The organism is Mobiluncus curtisii subsp. curtisii ATCC 35241, assembly GCF_000146285.1.
Taxonomy (GTDB): Bacteria; Actinomycetota; Actinomycetes; order Actinomycetales; family Actinomycetaceae; genus Mobiluncus; species Mobiluncus curtisii.
Genome location: NZ_GL385912.1, coordinates 1,127,368 through 1,144,015 on the forward strand (window position 1 = coordinate 1,127,368; position 16,648 = coordinate 1,144,015).

The window sequence follows — 16,648 nt, forward strand, 5'->3', positions numbered from 1 at the left end:
CTGCGGCTGCTTCACCACCCAGGTCATCGATACCGAGGGTGAGGGTTCCGGATTTGAATTCCTTGACGATCTCACTCGGCCCGTCATCGGCATACAGGATCGCTTCAGCAACCTCAACACTCAGTTCTGCGGAGATCGCTTTGGCCAGCGGTTTGGGTTTGGCGTAGGTCTCCTCACCCGTATCGGGGTTTTCGGTGATGGTGGCGTAGTAGAGCTTGTCCAAACCAATAGTCGCCATGAGTAATGCTCCTTCATGTGTAGGTGTGGTGGGTTGCGACGTCTATCGCGTAATGGTGGAATCCGGTATCCGCTTCGAAGCCGACATAGCTGCGGGCAGTGATCGTCAGTCCAGTGTCGAGCAGGGCGCGGGTGATGCGGTTGCGCAGGTCGAGATAGTTGCTGCGAGTGAAGAGTGCGAGGCGAACTTCCTCAACCTCTATACTGGGTTGGTTATCGGCGAACACGTCGAACATGTCTGTCAGCGGGGTTGCCACCAGATACGTATCTGGTGCTGGCGTTGCCGTATAGAGACCGACTTCGAACGGCATCCCGAGCTTGTCAGCGATGTTCGTGAGTTGTTCGAGGAGTGCGGTCATGGTTTAACCTGCTCAATCCGCGTGGTGAGCGCCGCCTTCATGGCTTCGATTGCACCACGCCGGGTTTGCGACCTAGTGGGTGCAAGGAACGGGCGTGCGGGCTGGTTGGAGCGTCCGTGTTCGAGGACGTTGGCGATCAACGCATTCGCTCTGCCGTCTCGGCGGTTCTCAGCGAAGCCGACCTTAATGTTGTGATCACCTTTCGCGTTCACCTTCACCGAGCTTGTGCCCAACGCTGCGAGTAGTTGTCCTGTTGACCGCGAGGGATTCTTGGTGGAGCGTCCGATCGCGCTCGTGAGGTTTGCTCGCATGCGCGGCTCCACCACCGCGGCTCCCGCCTCCAACACTTCATCCGCCAAGGTTTCGAGCACGCAGCTGGCAGCGTCAAGGGAATCAATGAACGCGTTGGGCAGGCGGATCTGCACTCTAGCCATGGGCCTCTCCTTCGGGCGTGGTCTGGTGGGCAAGAATCTCCACGTAACGGCCGATCAACTCGACGGCGTCAATCACATACCGCCCGTCTGAGCCGCTGATCTGCATATTCGTGGTCACGGACAGTCCGGGAAAAGATCTGATGCGGAAGAGGACATCGGCCTGTGAGTACGCGGCGCGGTTCACCCACGCTCCGCTGGCGTGCCGAACCTCGATTTGCGCCCGCACTGTTGCTCGTACTTCGTCGCGTGTGGTGGTGAACCCCGCCTTATCGCGGATAACCGTTGGCTGTATAAGGTCGATGATGGTGGTCATGGATCCAAGAGATGCCATCGGTCTACACCTTCCAATCCCTATCTAGGCGTAGCAGGTTGTTGACGGCGTTCCATACCGCCCGCGCCGCATCTGGCTTATCGGACCAGAATCCTGCCGTGGAACCATCACGCGACTCGTAGAAATGAGAAGCGAGCATCACGATGCCCTGCCTGGTTGCCCCAGACATCTCGTGTGTTTCGTAGTGGTTTTCGGGCAAGTGTTGGAAGGAGCAGGCGTAGGAGGTGACCGCATTGATCAGCGCGCCGATCAGCTTGTCGTCATCGTTGAAAGTGATGAGCAGGTTCGCTTTCACCTGATCGATAAGCTCTGTTGTGGTCATTGCGGCCACCTCCTCTCCATGTGCGGGGTTTGTTATGCTCCGGCCTTTTGGGTGAGCAGCTTCACGGCCTCGGGTAGGACGAGTTTGCCGTCCAGTCGCTGCGAGGCTAGGAAGCCGACCTGTCCGGTGGTGACGAACAGTTCGTTGAGGCGTTTGAAGGATCGGCCTTGTCGGTCGGCGATCCAGTAATACGACAAGTCACCGAAAGCCACCGTCGAGGCACCAGCCTTGATTTCAGGCACGAAGGTGCTCGTGTGGACTGGGCGGCCAAGGACAAGGTCTGGGGTTCCTGCTGTCAGGGCGGGTTGCCACAGATATTGGCCGTTGCCGTCCTTGAGCTTGCGGATGGTTTTCACGGTGGAGTCGTTCATCAGCCACACCGCGTTTTTACGATACGGAGCACGCAAACCGTAGTGCAGGTCGATGAGCTCATCAGCGGTAATGTCGCTCGCCTTGCCCGTGGTCACAGCCTTCTCACCGCCCCCGGTCGCTGCGAAGATGCCGGTGGGCTTACCTTTTCCGTCCCCGGTGAGGAAGGCTTCTTCTTCGGCCGCTCCGATACGGCGAGCAAACTCCGCCGCCAGGTACTGCTCGACATTAAACGCGGCGTCGTTGAGCAGCTCCTCGCTGATTTTGAGGAAGGTGCCGAGCTTAAACGCCGACAGCGTGACCTGCGTGAAGGCCTCATCCGACTCGGTATAGGGTTTACCTTCATCGAGCCACCCGGCAGTGCCATGCGTGGAAACGACCGGGATCTTGCGATCCCCTGAAGTGGTTTGAATGACCTTCGCCAAGGAGCGCATGATGTTCTGATCTTCCAGTGAGGAGATCAGGGTGCGTTCAAACTCGTCCGGCACCAGATAGCCGCCCTCAGTATCGACGCCTTCAGACAGTGCGTTGCGGACTTCCATCGGAGAAGCGTTGAGCCGCATCGCGTCCCAAAACGCCCGTTTGTACGAGGCGGTCGCGCGCGGTGCAGTCGGCTTGGCTTCATCATCAGGATCCATGCCGGGCATGGAGGTGAGCGGCGTGTTGGTTGCCTTGGCGAGGTCGGCGTCGCGGCGCAGTGCTCGTTCGGAGCGGGCGATCTCATTGGTGAGACGATCGATCTCGGCTTCCATCTTCGCATACTGCGCATCATCTTCAGCAGACAGACAGCCAGTTGTGGTGTCGCGGCGCTCGTCAAGGAAAGCCTTCGCGCGCTCCCAAACATCTGCGCGCTTGGTGCGAAGGTCAGAAACAGTCATAGAGGTTGTCATAAGTGTTGGTCCTTTCAGTGGGGTTGATTGACTAGTTCGGCGTACAAATCACAAACCCGCCGACCAACAGGCACGGCGGGTTGAATGGCGGGGCGTGGTGGTCGCACCAGCTTCGACGGCGGAGATGTGGCGGTCAGATGTGCGACGAGCTTTTGTTCGGATGCGCGGCGGGAGAACACCACACCAAGATCCGCGTTCTTGGGCGGGAACGGAGGGTGCTTCGGATCTTCATCCTCGTCGTCTTCGTCGGGTTCGTCTGGTGACTCGGCCTCGTCCTCATCGTCATCCGGCTCGTTGTCCGGCTCAATCGCAAACATTGGGTCGCGTTGGTTGGTGAGGAGTTCGTCGGCGAAACCCATGTCGATCGCAGCCCGCGCATCCATCCACGTCTCAGCGTCCATGAGCTTGGACAGCTTCGCCCGACTCATGCCCGTCTTTTCCTGATATGCATTCAGGATTGATTCTTTGACCGAATCAAGCATCGACATGGCGCGTGCGAGTTCGTCCTTATCGCCGACCGCCATGGTGGCCGGGTTATGAATCATCAACATCGACACCGGCGACATGGCAACAGTGGATGCGGCCATTGCGATCACGGACGCGGCCGATGCGGCGATCCCGTCGATATTGACGGTCACGTGGCTTGGGTAGTCGATGAGCATGTTGTAGATCTGCGCCGCAGCCACCACATCACCACCCGGGCTGTTGAGCCAGATCGTCACCGGCCCCGACCCAGCGTTCAACTCGCTGGCGAAGATGCTGGGTGTGATGTCGTCATCGAACCAGGATTCTTCAGCGATCGTGCCGCTAATGCGCAAAACCCGGACTGCATCTGCGTCCGGGTCAGTTGATGGCTCTGGTGTGAGCCAGTTCCAAAAACGTCTCATATCCTCCTCCTTACAGAAGATTCACTCATAGGTTCCTCAGCCGGTTCAGGCTCCGATTCAGACCCGGTTGTCTGCGCGTATGCACCTGCGAGACTGAGCGGGAGCATGTTCCCGTTGACGAGGTAGAGGTCGCCGCCAGCCTCGGGACTGATGCGATCGAGGTTTTCTAGTTCGCGGATATCGTTGGCGCTCATCCAGCCGTTTTGCCTTGCCACCGCATAACCATTCATTCGGGATTCGTAATCCCCACGTAGCAAGCCTTCGAGGTTGAACTTCACATACACGCCAGGTTTTTCACGCGAGCTGAGGAGTGTTTTGGTGATGGCCTGTTCCCACCGGATCACCCACGGGTCCAACGTGTACTTCACAAACTCCAACGACTGCTGCTCAATATTGGAAAACGAGGATTTTTCGAGGTCGCCGATCATGTGCGGGGGTATGCGGAAGATTCGAGCAATTTCGTTGATCTGAAACTTCCTCGTTTCAAGGAATTGAGCTTGTTCTGGGCTGACGGAGATGGGCGTGTATTTCATGCCCTCTTCCAACACGGCGATCTTGTTGCCGTTCCGGGCTCCGCCGAACGTGGACTGCCAGGACTCCCTAACGCGCGCGGGGTCTTTGATCGTTCCCGGATGCTCCAACACACCACCAGGTGCAGCACCGTTAGCAAAAAACGATGCGCCGTAGTCTTCTGTTGCTTGGGCGAGGCCGATGGCATTCTTTGCCATCGCAATCGGGCTATAACCAACCAGCCCGTCAAAGCCCAACCCTGGAATGTGCAGCACCTCGCGCGCCGAGAGTCGCACCGTGTCGAAGCGTCCAGCTGGTTCGTCCCAGGTGCGCTGATACTCGTAATAGAGTCGCCCAGCCTCGTCGCGCCCCACCATCATCCGGTTCGGCATCAACGGATACAAACCAATCACTTCATCTTTACCGTTGCGCAGCACTTGGGCGAACGCATTACCCCAAAGAAGCAAATGCGTCATCAGAGTTTCCCTAAAGACAAAGGATGTCATTTCAGGGTTCGGCTCATCATGCAACAGCCGGTATAAGGGATGGTCGAGCGCCTTCACCTTCGCCCCATCACTGCTCTGCTGGTAAACATGCAACGGCAGACCCGCGATAGCTTCAGCCAAAATCCGCACGCATGAGTAGACGGCGGTCATTTGCATCGCGCTGCGTTCTGTCACCGGACGGCCAGAGCTCGTTGCCCCGAAGAAAAAGCTGTAGCCAGAGCTGATCGCGTGATCGTCAGCGGAGCGGGTGGTGTCGCCACGCAGCCAATTCAGAAAACTCATGCGGTGTCCTTTCACATGTAGAATTGGAATATGAAAGCGCCCTCAAAACAGTCGTGGGCACTGATGAGTGTCCTGCTAGCGGCATTTTGGTTGTTGCCGCTCATTTCCATGTGGATCAGCAGGCTGAGCGATCCCAACGCCAAGTGGTTCATCGCGTTGCTCTTCCTCGCGTTTCCACTACTCACCATCGTTTTGAGCGTTATCGATGGGGCACGCCACGGGTTCGGCTGGTGGTGGCTACTGGCCCCGTTCGCAGGGTTCTTGACCACACTGTTCGTGTACTACAACGATTCAGCCCTCATCTACGGCGTCGCCTACTCGATCTTGGGACTGATCGGCGCAGGCATCGGCGCGTTCATCCATGAGCGTGCTCACAGCACGAGTAGGCCGCGTTCGTCATAAACACTGCCGCTGACGTGCCCGGTGCCGTTTCGGATGGCGCGGTCGAGGGCCATGATTGTTGCGACGACGCCGTCGATCTTCTCGGTGCTCTTTTGTTTGTCGGGTTTGATGTTTCCTGCTGGGTCGGTGCGGACGTGAATGTTGTCTACCATCCACGAAAGCACTGGATGCCCGCCATGTGCCAGTTTTCCCTCTAAAGCGAGTTTCATGAGTTCTTTGGATGGTGGGCTCATGTCTTTGAAGCCTTGCCCAAACGGAACAACCGTGAAACCTGCTTCGTCAAGGTTTTGGCTCATTTGGACTGCGCCCCACCGGTCGAATGCGATCTCGCGGATATCGAAGCGTTCACCGAGTTGCTCGATGAAGGCTTCAATTGCGCCGTAGTGGACGACGTTGCCCTCAGTGGTTTGTAGGAAGCCTTGCTGTTGCCACAGGTCGTAGGGCACGTGATCACGGGCAACCCTTAGTTTGAGGTTGTCTTCGGGTATCCAAAACCATGGCGCGACCGTATATTTGTCATCGTCCCCGTAGGGTGGGAATACGAGAACGAAAGCAGTGATGTCCGTCGTGGAAGCCAAGTCGAGGCCGCCGTAACACACGCGTCCTTCCAAATCTGACAGGTCGACGGGTGCTGAGTTTTGGTTCCAGATGTGCATGGGCATCCACCGCACGCTTTGTTTGACCCATTGGTTGAGGCGAAGTTGGCGGAATGTGTTTTCTTCGGCTGGGTTTTGTTTCGCGCTCGTGCAGGCTTGGCGGACTTTCTCGATCGGGACAGTGATCCCTAAGCTCGGGTTAGCCTTATGCCACACGTCCTCGTCGGTCCAATCATCATCTTGCGCCGCCCCATAGATCACCGGGTAGAACGTGGGGTCGTGCTTTTTGCCATCTAGGATGTCTTGGGCTTTTTGGTGTTGCTCATAACAAATGCTATGCGTGTCGGTACCCGCTGTCGTGATGAGGAAGTACAGGGGTTGGGTGCGCGCGTCGCCTGATCCTTTCGTCATGACGTCGAACAAGGCACGGTTGGGTTGGGTGTGGAGTTCGTCGAAGACAACGCCGGAGATGTTGAACCCGTGCTTCGAATACGCCTCCGCGCTCAGCACCTGGTAGAAGGAGTTGGTGGGCTTGTAGATGATCCGCTTCTGCGAGGCAAGAATCTTGACGCGTTTGGACAGCGCTGGACTCATGCGAATCATGTCCGCTGCGACCTCAAACACAATGGATGCTTGCTGGCGATCAGCCGCGCACCCATACACTTCAGCGCGTTCTTCACCATCCCCGCAGGTGAGTAGTAGCGCAATTGCGGCGGCGAGCTCACTTTTGCCCATCTTTTTGGGTATCTCGACGTAGGCGGTGGTGAATTGGCGGTAGCCGTCTTCTTTGACAGTGCCGAACAGGTCGCGGATGATTTGCTCTTGCCAGTCGATGAGCTGGAAGGGCTTGCCTGACCAGCGGCCTTTGGTGTGCTTTAAGGCTTGGATGAACGCGACCGCGAAGTCGGCTTTACGCTTGTCGTAGCGTGAGCCTGTGGCCATGAATCGGGTCGGCGTGTAGGTGTCGAGAGTGCGCATCACGCCCTTCAGGCTCCTTCCTGTGCTGGTTAGTTGGTGTGGGCAAGCGCCCAGGCGATGGCGTGGCCGGCGTCTTCGAACAGTTCCTCAGCCTCAGCAACCAGGGCGAGTTCGCATTCAATGAAACTGCGGGCGTCCGATCCCCAGCCAGGGATGGGCTGCTCGGCGAGTTTGTAGACGCGGGCGTCGTTTCCGATCCGGCCTTTGCCCAGGTGCCGGTATGCCGAGGCGAGGACGAAGTCTCCGTAGGCGATAACCGTGCCGTAGCTGTCGGTCGCGATCTGCAGCTGCTCCATCGTGACCTTGCTGGTATTCATGACCTCGCTCCTTTATTTCTTGTTCGATCATGTACATACAGCCATAGGTGTGCGCGGTTATCCAGTCGCTTTTCGCCGGTTCTCCGCAAGGAACTCAGTGGTCGGATTTGGGCAGGGTTTTCCATGCTGCGTTGCCTTCCAGATTCGCTAGCAGGACTCGGCGCACGTGCTTGTAGTTGTCGCCGATCATGCCCAGGCGCAGCAACCAGCAGCGCATCGCATACTTGTCATTTCCACCTGTCTTGGCAGGCTTCGCGGAGACTCTCGTGGCGGTTTTCGCGTGCTCGATCATGAGCTGAATCAGCACGCTGACCGCTTCAATCACCTCCGCATCTGGGAGCTGGTCAAACCAGGCAAACTCAACGGTCCCTTCCGCCTCATCGATCGCCATGGGCGTAGCAGGAATAACCAGTGCCTTAGCGATGAGTGCTCCCTTGGAGGCGAGCAGGGCGTCGAGCTTCGCGCCTGTGGCCTCGTCCCACCTGGTCGTGGGGAATGTGAGCGTGAGTCCGTAAACCTCACCCGCAGGCGCAAACCCGGCCGCGCTCGCGGCGTCGGTTATCGCGTCGCCGTCTGCGTTGTCTGGGAGGTGGAGCACCCAGTCCCGATCCAACCGCGCCTCACCAATCAGATAGTCAAAGGTGGGCATGCCAGCATACCTGGCTTTCACGCCAAGATGTTCCGCGATGACTTCGGCGAGTTTCTTACGCCCAGCCTTGTTCGGGGTAAACTCGATCGTGGTCATCGGGTCACCTGTTCAAACCAAGAATCAACCAGTCGCAGATAGCCATGCGGGTCGTGTTCGATCGCACCGGCAACCAGGGAGAAGTTCCACTTTCGTGCAATGTCGAGGGCTTCTTCAATGTCCCAGATGTTGATGCCTGCCTCCAGCATCTCGCTGATCTCGATATGTAGATCACTCATGACCATCCTCCATCTCATGTTTCCCCCTTGTCGGGGTTTGTTTGGTCATGTACATACAGCCATAGGTGCGAGTGCTTATCCAGTCCCTGCGCGAGCAAAATTCTTCAGTCTTTCAAGGACGTGGCGAGCAACGGGCAAAGCGATCGCGTTACCCCACAACTTGTACTGGGCACTATCACTGGTTGGATTCTCCAACCAAGTAGTGACTTGGCGTGCGGTTCGTGGTTTCACGCCGCGCGCCAAGTTCCAGGTAGCCCAAATGCCCGTCCAATACTCGATGTCCTCGCTTGTCGGATCCTCGATAGCAAGACCGTCACACCAATCGTCAGGAAACCCCTGCAACCGGGCACACTCGACCGGCGTCAACCGCCTGGGGCACAGCGACGAGCTGGCGACCATGGGCGGATCGGTGTAATCCGTGGCCAGCAGCGCACCTGCCTGATCCTTGGTGACGCGGGTGAAATAGTCGGCCTTGGATGCGGCATAGACGGGCTCCAAGATGACCATGCCGCCCTGATTGCAGGTCGGCTCCCCGCCTTTCAAGTCGAGGGTTTTCGACACTTCCGCTTCGTAGCCGTAGTGGCCGCCACCGCTGCGGGACTGGTGGATCGAATTCAGGCCAAACACCCTGCGTTCTTCTGGGGCGTCGAGGAGGATGGGGACGTTGGTGGGTGAGTTGCCCATCCGGGCAGTCAGCGTCTGCACCACCCCCGAGGAGTTAACGGTCAACCTCGAGTCCTGCGGATGATGATCCAACAACATCACCGAGCTGCTACGGCCTCCAAGGCTTGCTTCAGGGGTGTGGGCATGGTCTTGTTCTTGCGTGCCGCACGATTCAGGATTCCTTGGCAAGCTCGCGGGCTCAAAAAGAATCTCGGGTGCGGATCGGCCTGCAAAATCTGCGACAAGGTAGATGCGGCGGCGTCGTTGGGCGAGGCCGAAATGTTGCGCATCGAGTACACGCCATGCCAGTGAGAATCCCTCACCCATGACACATCCCGCGTACGGCCATCCACCCTCAGGGACAGGCATATCAGGCGTGCTCGGGTCGACGATGCGCGTGAGCGTGGTAAGGACGGTGGCGAAATCGGATCCTTTGTGTGAGGAGAACGCGCCAGGGACATTCTCCCAGATCGCGTAGCGTGGAAACATTCCATGGGTTGCTTTCCTCATCTGGTCAATAATTCGTACAGCATGAAAGAACAGACCCGAGCGTTCACCCGCCAGGCCTGCTTGTTTACCTGCAACGGATAGGTCTTGGCAGGGAGAACCAAACGTGATCACATCCACCGCATCAACATCAGCCCCGTTGACCGTGGTCACATCACCCACATGAGTGAGCTGCGGCAGACGGCGGGTCGTAACGAGAATCGGGAATGGCTCGATTTCACTCGCCCACACAGGACGAATACCCGCCTGAATACCTGCGAGAGGGAAACCACCCGAGCCATCAAACAAGGAACCCAACGTCAACTCACTCACGGTTCACCCCCCTCAACATCGCGCACCAAATCCAAATACGCGTATTCCTTGCCGCCTCGCAGGCAAGTAATCCCGGCAGCGTCCCCTGTATGTTCGGCATAACGGCGCAAAATAACGCTCGCGTATTTCTCATCAAGCTCCATGCAATAGCAGATGCGGTCGGTTGCCTCAGCTGCCATGAGTGTGGAGCCTGAGCCTGCGAAGGTGTCGAGCACGATCGCGTTGGCCTGCGTGGAGTTCCCGATCGGATACGCCAACAAATCCAGCGGCTTGCTGGTCGGGTGGTCAGCATTACGGCGGGGCTTGGCGAAGTTCCAGATCGTGGTTTGTTTCCGGTCGGCGTACCACTTGTGCTTACCCGTCTTCACCCACCCGAATAGCACCGGCTCGTGCTGCCACTGATACGGGGAACGTCCCAATACGAGGGAATCTTTAACCCAAATACAACAGCCCGACAGGTAAAAGCCTGCCTCAACGAAGGCGCGGCGGAAGTTCAAGCCTTCAGTGTCAGCGTGGAACACATACGCGGACGCGCCCTTCTCACACACGCCCACCATGTTCGAAAACGCTGATAGCAGGAAATCGTAGAACTTATCGCCATCCATCTTGTCGTTCTTGATGGACAATCCGGATCCTGATTCGAAGGCGACGTTATATGGCGGATCAGTCAACACAAGATTCGCACGTTTACCATCCATCAACAACTCGACGTCCTCGACGCTGGTGGCGTCGCCGCACACGAGTCGGTGACGGCCAAGCGTCCAGATATCCCCACGCTCCACGAACGCGGATGCTTCGAGTGCGGCGGTAAGGTCGAAGTCGTCGTCCTCAACCTCGTTCTCATCCAAGGAGCCGATCAACTGCTGGATTTCGGCGTCGTCGAAACCGGTGAGTTCAGCATCGAAATCCGAAGCATCGAGGTCGGCGATGAGGAGGGCAAGTCTGTCGTTGTCCCATTCGCCGCTGATCTTGTTGAGCGCGATGTTGAGTGCTTTCTCGCGGGTCTCATCGAGCTCAACAACGATCACGTCCACGTCCGTGTGGCCGAGATCTTCGAGCACCTTCAAACGCTGGTGTCCACCGACGATGTTGCCAGTGGTGGAGTTCCAGATGACGGGTTCGACGTAGCCGAACTCGGTCAAGGATCGCTTGAGCTTCTCGTATTCGGCATCGCCAGGCTGGAGGTCTTTACGCGGATTGTAGTCAGCGGGCTTGAGTTCACTGATGGGCATTGGTTTCATGAGCATGTGTGGTCACCGCCTTCTTTAATGCGTCGACGTGAGCGAACGAGTTCTCCCAGTGCAAACCGGCATGGCCGAAGTGTCCGTAGGTCGAGTAGCGGGTGTAGCCGGGTGCTCGCAACCCCAAAGCGTCAATGATCGCTCCTGGGCGTAGCGGAAACACCTCACGCGCAGCCTCGGTCAGGATCTTGTCGGAGTATTCACCACTGCCGAGCGTGTCGATGGTGAAGGCGACCGGATCAGCCTTCCCAATCGCATAGGAAATCGCGACCTGGCATTCCTGCGCAAGACCGGAGTCGACGATAGTCTTGGCTATCAGACGCGCCATATACGCACCCGAGCGGTCAACCTTGGACGCGTCCTTACCCGAGAACGCCCCACCACCATGTGGGGCGAGACCGCCGTAAGTGTCGACCATCAGCTTGCGACCAGTGAGCCCCGTGTCTGCCTTTGAACCACCCACCGTAAACAAGCCCGAGGGATTCACCAGAATCTCGGTGTCAGCGCTAATTGGCAGATACGGCTTACACGCGGGTGCGACGATCAGTGTTTTGACCTCAGCCGCAAGCTCGTCCAGAGTCTTCGTAGCGTCGTGTTGGATCGACACCACCACGGTTTCGACTGCTACGGGTTGTCCGGCGGCGTCGTAGCGAACCGTCACCTGCGCCTTACCATCGGACTTGATACCGCTGATCGTGCCGTCCTTGCGGGCGTCATCAAGACGCCCACAGATCTCATGCGAGAGTACGAGCGGCAATGGCAAACGCTGCGGGGTTTCGTTGGTGGCGTATCCGTAGACGGTGCCTTGATCGCCAGCGCCCTGCAACGCAAACTCACTCGTGTCTCCGAAGCGAGCCTCCAAGGACTTGGAAACTCCTGCGTTGATGTCTGGGGATTGGCGGCGTGTCCAGACGAAAACGAGGAACTTCCACGGCACATAACCCGCCTTCACCAGCGCGTAACGCACCGACTCACGAATACGCGGACGAACCTTCGAAGTGATCTCGCCAGTCACAATGATCCTGCGGCCAGATGCCATCACTTCTACTGCAACGCGGGCAGCAGGATCCTCGTAGAGGATATCGTCAAGGATCGTGTCAGCGATCAAATCACAGAGCTTATCGGGATGGCCGATACACACGGCCTCAGCAGTCTTCGTAACAGACATACACACTCACTTTCCAAAGAATCGGGACATAGAAAAGTGCCCACCCATCTCGGGCAGGCACACGAGAATCAAAGGGGTGTTAGGAGCGGGCTTGCAGCAGGCGCTCCATCACGTCATCACCCGGCGCCGAACCTGAGTAGTCGCTGGTGCAGGTGGCGCGCACTATCTCGTAAATCTCGTACCAGTACACGTTCGCTTGCTTCCCGAAAGACTGGGACATAGCAACGAAAGGGGATGCGATCGCAGCCCCTGTGGTTGGGTGTTTGCCGAGCAAGCCGAACTTGGAGATCGCCTGTTCACACTGCACATAACGCGCGAACGCCTGCGCATAGGATTCGATCAAGCGCGGTGCGACGAACTGGGAACAGCCACGTTGATCGAGCCATTGCCATGTTTCTCGGTAGACGAGGTCAGCGCCGAGGGGTTTACCATCACGCTGAATCTCCGACAGATACTCGGCAGGCTCCGGCATCACCTCACCAGCAAGCACCGCACCATCCCCGATATCTGAGCCTTCAAAGTCAAACGGCTCACCCAGCGGATCATCAAGCCGCGTGGCTGGGCGGCCAGCTGCGAGCTTCGCATTCAGCGGATCGGGTTTCGCACCTGCCCGCACACGGCGGCCACCCCGGTTCGTTCCGTCTTTCGCCATAGGTTTTCATCTGCTTTCCTGCTGTGAGACAATTAGTGGCGTGCCGAGACCGAAGACGAAAACTGAACTATTGGATGCCGCCGAGGCGCAGTATGCGAAACTGGACAGCCTCATTGAGGGCATGAGTTCCGACGATCAGCATACGAATTTTGATCCCAGCATCACTCAAATCGGTAAAGAAGCCCACTGGGCGCGGGACAAAAACCTGCGCGACGTCCTTGCCCACCTGCACGAGTGGCAGCGCATGTTGCTTGGCTTCGTCGACGCCAACCGCCAGGGTCAGCCTCGACCGTTTCTTCCGTTTCCTCACACGTGGCGAACCACGCCAACGCTCAACCAAGAGATTTGGACTCAATATCAGGGCACTGAGCTTGAGGCTATCCGCGAGAACCTCGCTGACAGCCACACCGCAGTAGTGGCTCTCATCGGCGAGTTCACCAACGAGGAGTTATTCACCAAGGCGCATTTCCCGTGGACGGGCACAACCTCGCTCGGCTCCTACTGCGTGTCAGCCACATCAAGCCACTACGAATGGGCAATCAAAAAGCTCCGTGCATTCACCAGAAAGCCGCCAGAACAACCCCATAACCAAGCCGCCCCCCAGTAGCTTCTTACCACGCTGTACACCACAGACAGATACTCGGGAGCCTCTGGTATAGGCGCTCCCGTGCGCCTTTTCGTGACTGTCGGGTTCAACGCACCAGGCCTCGTGCCTGCATTCACGCAACATCCGCCCGATCAGCGCTATCCTTAGCAATGCAGGGAAACCCTTCTTGTAGAATGAGAACTTATTGGGGCATACAACTCCTGATGCCGTTGCCGTATCAAAATGTGTAGCGAAAAGTTGAAGGGACTGGTCATCAAAAAAATATCTGTGTTTCTTGTATCCGCTCTGGCATATTTTGTCGGCGCGTGGCTTTTCGCCGCCATCTTTCTACGGTGCAAGGATCAGGATCAGAGATTTTTTGTGGTCTTCTTATTGATGCCACTCATGTATGTGTGTTTCACGATTCTTCTTCTGCTTTTTAATAAGCATTTCATCGGTATTCAATCTGCCCGCGCGTTGCAACTTTCAGCAGGAGCCTTTATCGGACTCTCAGCTTTTCTCTTTTCACTCGATGGTGTCGGCTCGTTAGTTCATAGTGATTCTTTTTCTCAACTGCTGAGCCAGTTTTCCGTTCCCGCCATCGGCGCTCTTGTTGCTGGTGGTGTAGCGCTTGGGTTTAGCGTTTTTACCCAAGCGCCACACCAAGGAAAAGACCAAATCAATTATCGGTAGATGAATTCAGCTAGCTTTCGGCAAGCTGTCAAACGAATCTCTTCCTTGACGTATCCAGCCAGGAACCATCCTAAAACGGCGCTATCCAAGTCGGCATATTCACTTATTTTCTGATATGCCTCAGTGGAATTATTCGCCCCCAAGCTCCAGCCAATCTGCTTGAATCTGTTGGCAAGTTTGCTGGAATTGTTGTAGTACTCTCGCAATGTTGCTGACAGAAGATGAGCGTTGGAGTCGTTGCCGTTTTCTAGCGTGTTAGCGATAACGATGGCATCTCCGTCACAGCAGAGATCGTCACGGTTACAGTTGTTTCCTACCGATTCCCATTTTCCCTTGTCGTTTTTCTTGTCAAGTACTAGCCCCTTCAAGCCAGGATGCTGACGGTAATCGTTACCTTGACCGATTAGAGCTGTGGCCACCTGATCCAGGTTCGCACTGGGATTCCACTCAAGTGTTTTCTGAATATTCTCCATGGCAGTAGCTAGGTCTCCGGCCCAGCCAGTCCACGCATCAGGGATAACATTCCAGTTGGTGTATCCAAGTGTTGTTGCCGCCAGATGCGCCAGATCAACCGATTCTCCGGTCTTGTCGGTCATGGATTGCCGCCACGTGTTATCAATATAGCGATTCAAGGCAGCGATGATCTTCTTGCCTACAGCGTCCTTCTCGAGTACGCTCGCGTCAGCACTCCTGAAACTTTCGGCAGACACGGACCAATTCACCGCAGATCCACTACCACCGTCACGCAGGTAGGCTTTTGCTAAATAGTTGAGGATGCAACGCCAAGTCGGAACGGCAATCCGCGTTCCCGCACCATGAGAACCCGCAACGTAGTCTTTTCCAACCTTGCCACTGGCACGAAGTTCTTCGAAGCGTTTCTCTAAATGCCAGATCAGATCAATCGGAGCCAGCTTGGTGTAATCAATGCTGGTGTCGGGCGCAGCGCCACCGGCACTCGAAGGAGCAACATGATCAACTGCCGCTGCTTGTCCTGAATAGGCGACCCTGTCTAGGTCAAAACCAGCACCCTTGTAGTCACTGATTTCAGTGAACTGGTCATAGTTCCAATCGTCAGGAATAGGGAAGCCAAGGTTGCCAGAAAATCCTGTAGACATGTCCGAGACGAACGCGCTTCCAGCGTAGCCGGCTTTAATGATGCGGCTACAAATGTTACGCGAGGCGTAGATGCCTACTTTGTATCCGCCTCCCAGGCTTCCACGCACACCCTGGAAATACGGAAGAATGTGACTTGTGACCTCGGGGTCGGTCGCGTCGAAATCAACTGCGAAATAGATATACGTTCCCGGAATGCCAAGTCTTTGGGCTGCTTGCCTTGCGAGCGTCGCGTGCCGAGCGCCGTTTTCCCGCGTGAAATGTCGAAGCTTGGTTGAGTACTCCTGGAAAATCGGGAAGAACTTCATTCCTCCGTTGGTGATGCGTTCAAGTTCTCCGGGGCGAATTGCTTTGAAATAGTCAGACGGATCTTTTGAATCCTGATTCGGCTCAGTCAGGTAACGCCCCACAATCTCATAGCCGTTCGCCTTAAGTAGGTTGAGTCGCTCAGCCGTAATCTCGAAGCGTGTATCGCATGCTTTGCAGGCGCGATTCGGATCACCTTTCGAGGTCAACAGGCTCATCCATGTAGTCGAGTCGACCACCCCGCTTCGTGGGAGCTGATACTTTGCTTGGAATTGCGGAACGAACGTTGACAGTGCGGTTTGTGCAGAAGGATAGATATCGGGAGAAATCCGGTTACACACTAGAGCAACCTGAGCTAGCCAAGCCCACTTCGGTAAACTTGCCGCATTGCTGGGTGTAACTATTGTTAGACGCGCTTTGGTGCCATTGCCGAAATTACCTGTGGCTTCCGCAGGGCTAAATCCTTCAATGGCTTGCAAGACCTGAATCAGAGCAGTGTTCATTTCCCGACCGTAGAGTCCATCGGTTGGGATGATTCCGGTATAAGCGCGATACTGTTGGTTGATTTGTTGCTGTGCTTGCCGAATCGCTGAAATGCCCCCATAAGAGCGAAGCAGGACGAATTGCTGCATTGACAACAGCGCTTTCATGACGTCGAGCGTCACAGTGGAATCTCCACCAATGCCCATGTCGCTCTTAAGCTGTTTGATGGCCTTTCCAGTTCCGCTATAGAAATGCGTAGTGATATCGCTGGCACCAGCAGAATATCCCTTACACCACAAAGCACCTTGGATAATGCCGTACACATTAGAAGTCTCCTGCGCACCGTCATCCTGCTGGTGGATGCCGTTAGGCCACCGAGACTGGAAGCGACTGATAGTTCCCGGTCCGAAATTGTTCGCCGTTGTCGTAATACCCAGCTCGATTTGCAGGGCCCGAATCAAAGCGTTGACCGTGCCCCAGCCGGTATATCCGTCCTCTACGACTGAACCGAATCCAGCCTTGCTCCTATAGGTGCGATTGAGCCATTGCTGTGTTTTTAGCACCATTTGATCTGTCATGA

The 16,648-nt window shown here is 56.4% G+C and carries 20 protein-coding genes; 3 read left to right on the forward strand and 17 right to left on the reverse strand.

The features are described from left to right. From HMPREF0574_RS04940 to HMPREF0574_RS04975, 8 genes are all read right to left on the reverse strand, one after another. A partial coding sequence (locus HMPREF0574_RS04940) for a major tail protein (RefSeq protein ID WP_004007605.1) occupies positions 1-238 on the reverse strand: 238 nt, incomplete at its 3' end. A 13-nt stretch (positions 239-251) separates the two neighbouring features. Beyond that, positions 252-596 (reverse strand): hypothetical protein, encoded by a 345-nt coding sequence (locus tag HMPREF0574_RS04945; protein ID WP_004007606.1) that lies wholly within the window; start codon positions 594-596, stop codon positions 252-254. Next, a complete protein-coding gene (locus tag HMPREF0574_RS04950; RefSeq protein ID WP_004007607.1) occupies positions 593-1,030 on the reverse strand; it encodes an HK97-gp10 family putative phage morphogenesis protein in 438 nt (145 codons plus the stop codon). The genes HMPREF0574_RS04945 and HMPREF0574_RS04950 overlap by 4 nt, the downstream gene beginning before the upstream one ends. Then, positions 1,023-1,361 (reverse strand): phage head completion protein, encoded by a 339-nt coding sequence (locus HMPREF0574_RS04955; protein WP_004007608.1) that lies wholly within the window; start codon positions 1,359-1,361, stop codon positions 1,023-1,025. Before HMPREF0574_RS04955 ends, HMPREF0574_RS04950 begins: the two co-directional genes overlap by 8 nt. 4 nt (positions 1,362-1,365) lie before the next feature. After that, positions 1,366-1,683: a head-tail connector protein gene (locus HMPREF0574_RS04960; RefSeq protein ID WP_004007609.1), complete on the reverse strand. Its 318-nt coding sequence runs from the start codon at positions 1,681-1,683 to the stop codon at positions 1,366-1,368. Positions 1,684-1,715: 32 nt separating this feature from the next. Next, positions 1,716-2,942 carry a phage major capsid protein gene (locus HMPREF0574_RS04965; RefSeq protein WP_036324914.1) on the reverse strand — a complete coding sequence of 409 codons (1,227 nt, stop codon included), beginning with the start codon at positions 2,940-2,942 and terminating at the stop codon, positions 1,716-1,718. Between the two features lie 14 nt (positions 2,943-2,956). Beyond that, positions 2,957-3,829, reverse strand: a complete 873-nt coding sequence (locus HMPREF0574_RS04970) for a head maturation protease, ClpP-related (protein ID WP_004007611.1) — start codon at positions 3,827-3,829, stop codon at positions 2,957-2,959. Next, positions 3,826-5,127, reverse strand: coding sequence for a phage portal protein (locus tag HMPREF0574_RS04975; RefSeq protein ID WP_004007612.1), 1,302 nt, complete (start codon positions 5,125-5,127; stop codon positions 3,826-3,828). Before HMPREF0574_RS04975 ends, HMPREF0574_RS04970 begins: the two co-directional genes overlap by 4 nt. A 30-nt stretch (positions 5,128-5,157) precedes the next feature. Between HMPREF0574_RS04975 and HMPREF0574_RS04980 the strand changes: the two genes are divergently transcribed. Beyond that, positions 5,158-5,529, forward strand: a complete 372-nt coding sequence (locus HMPREF0574_RS04980) for a DUF2651 family protein (RefSeq protein WP_004007613.1) — start codon at positions 5,158-5,160, stop codon at positions 5,527-5,529. On the opposite strand, the gene HMPREF0574_RS04985 is transcribed toward HMPREF0574_RS04980, so the two are convergent. The 8 genes from HMPREF0574_RS04985 to HMPREF0574_RS05020 form a co-directional block, all read right to left on the reverse strand. Further along, entirely contained in the window at positions 5,499-7,103 is a 1,605-nt protein-coding gene (locus HMPREF0574_RS04985) for a terminase large subunit (protein ID WP_004007614.1), read from the reverse strand. The genes HMPREF0574_RS04980 and HMPREF0574_RS04985 overlap by 31 nt on opposite strands. A gap of 29 nt (positions 7,104-7,132) precedes the next feature. Beyond that, a complete protein-coding gene (locus tag HMPREF0574_RS04990) occupies positions 7,133-7,420 on the reverse strand; it encodes an Nmad4 family putative nucleotide modification protein (protein WP_004007615.1) in 288 nt (95 codons plus the stop codon). A gap of 94 nt (positions 7,421-7,514) precedes the next feature. After that, the gene (locus HMPREF0574_RS04995) at positions 7,515-8,165 is read right to left on the reverse strand and encodes a hypothetical protein (protein ID WP_004007616.1); all 651 of its coding nucleotides are present in this window, start codon (positions 8,163-8,165) and stop codon (positions 7,515-7,517) included. Further along, positions 8,162-8,344, reverse strand: coding sequence for a cell division protein (locus tag HMPREF0574_RS05000; RefSeq protein ID WP_227469325.1), 183 nt, complete (start codon positions 8,342-8,344; stop codon positions 8,162-8,164). Before HMPREF0574_RS05000 ends, HMPREF0574_RS04995 begins: the two co-directional genes overlap by 4 nt. Positions 8,345-8,419: 75 nt before the next feature. Further along, on the reverse strand, positions 8,420-9,826 hold the full coding sequence (locus HMPREF0574_RS05005) for a DNA cytosine methyltransferase (RefSeq protein ID WP_004007618.1): 1,407 nt from the start codon (positions 9,824-9,826) through the stop codon (positions 8,420-8,422). Beyond that, positions 9,823-11,073 (reverse strand): site-specific DNA-methyltransferase, encoded by a 1,251-nt coding sequence (locus HMPREF0574_RS05010; protein WP_004007619.1) that lies wholly within the window; start codon positions 11,071-11,073, stop codon positions 9,823-9,825. The genes HMPREF0574_RS05005 and HMPREF0574_RS05010 overlap by 4 nt, the downstream gene beginning before the upstream one ends. Continuing rightward, positions 11,045-12,235 (reverse strand): methionine adenosyltransferase, encoded by a 1,191-nt coding sequence (gene metK, locus HMPREF0574_RS05015; protein ID WP_004007620.1) that lies wholly within the window; start codon positions 12,233-12,235, stop codon positions 11,045-11,047. The genes HMPREF0574_RS05010 and metK overlap by 29 nt, the downstream gene beginning before the upstream one ends. 79 nt (positions 12,236-12,314) lie before the next feature. Next, entirely contained in the window at positions 12,315-12,887 is a 573-nt protein-coding gene (locus tag HMPREF0574_RS05020; protein ID WP_004007621.1) for a P27 family phage terminase small subunit, read from the reverse strand. Positions 12,888-12,957: 70 nt separating this feature from the next. Between HMPREF0574_RS05020 and HMPREF0574_RS05025 the strand changes: the two genes are divergently transcribed. Together HMPREF0574_RS05025 and HMPREF0574_RS05030 are read left to right on the forward strand one after the other, a co-directional pair. Then, the gene (locus HMPREF0574_RS05025) at positions 12,958-13,494 is read left to right on the forward strand and encodes a ClbS/DfsB family four-helix bundle protein (protein ID WP_240923141.1); all 537 of its coding nucleotides are present in this window, start codon (positions 12,958-12,960) and stop codon (positions 13,492-13,494) included. Positions 13,495-13,731: 237 nt separating this feature from the next. Continuing rightward, on the forward strand, positions 13,732-14,166 hold the full coding sequence (locus HMPREF0574_RS05030; RefSeq protein WP_227469326.1) for a hypothetical protein: 435 nt from the start codon (positions 13,732-13,734) through the stop codon (positions 14,164-14,166). Here the strand turns inward: HMPREF0574_RS05030 and HMPREF0574_RS05035 are convergent. Beyond that, positions 14,157-16,646, reverse strand: coding sequence for a glycoside hydrolase domain-containing protein (locus tag HMPREF0574_RS05035; protein WP_004007624.1), 2,490 nt, complete (start codon positions 16,644-16,646; stop codon positions 14,157-14,159). The genes HMPREF0574_RS05030 and HMPREF0574_RS05035 overlap by 10 nt on opposite strands. Positions 16,647-16,648: the final 2 nt, after the last annotated feature.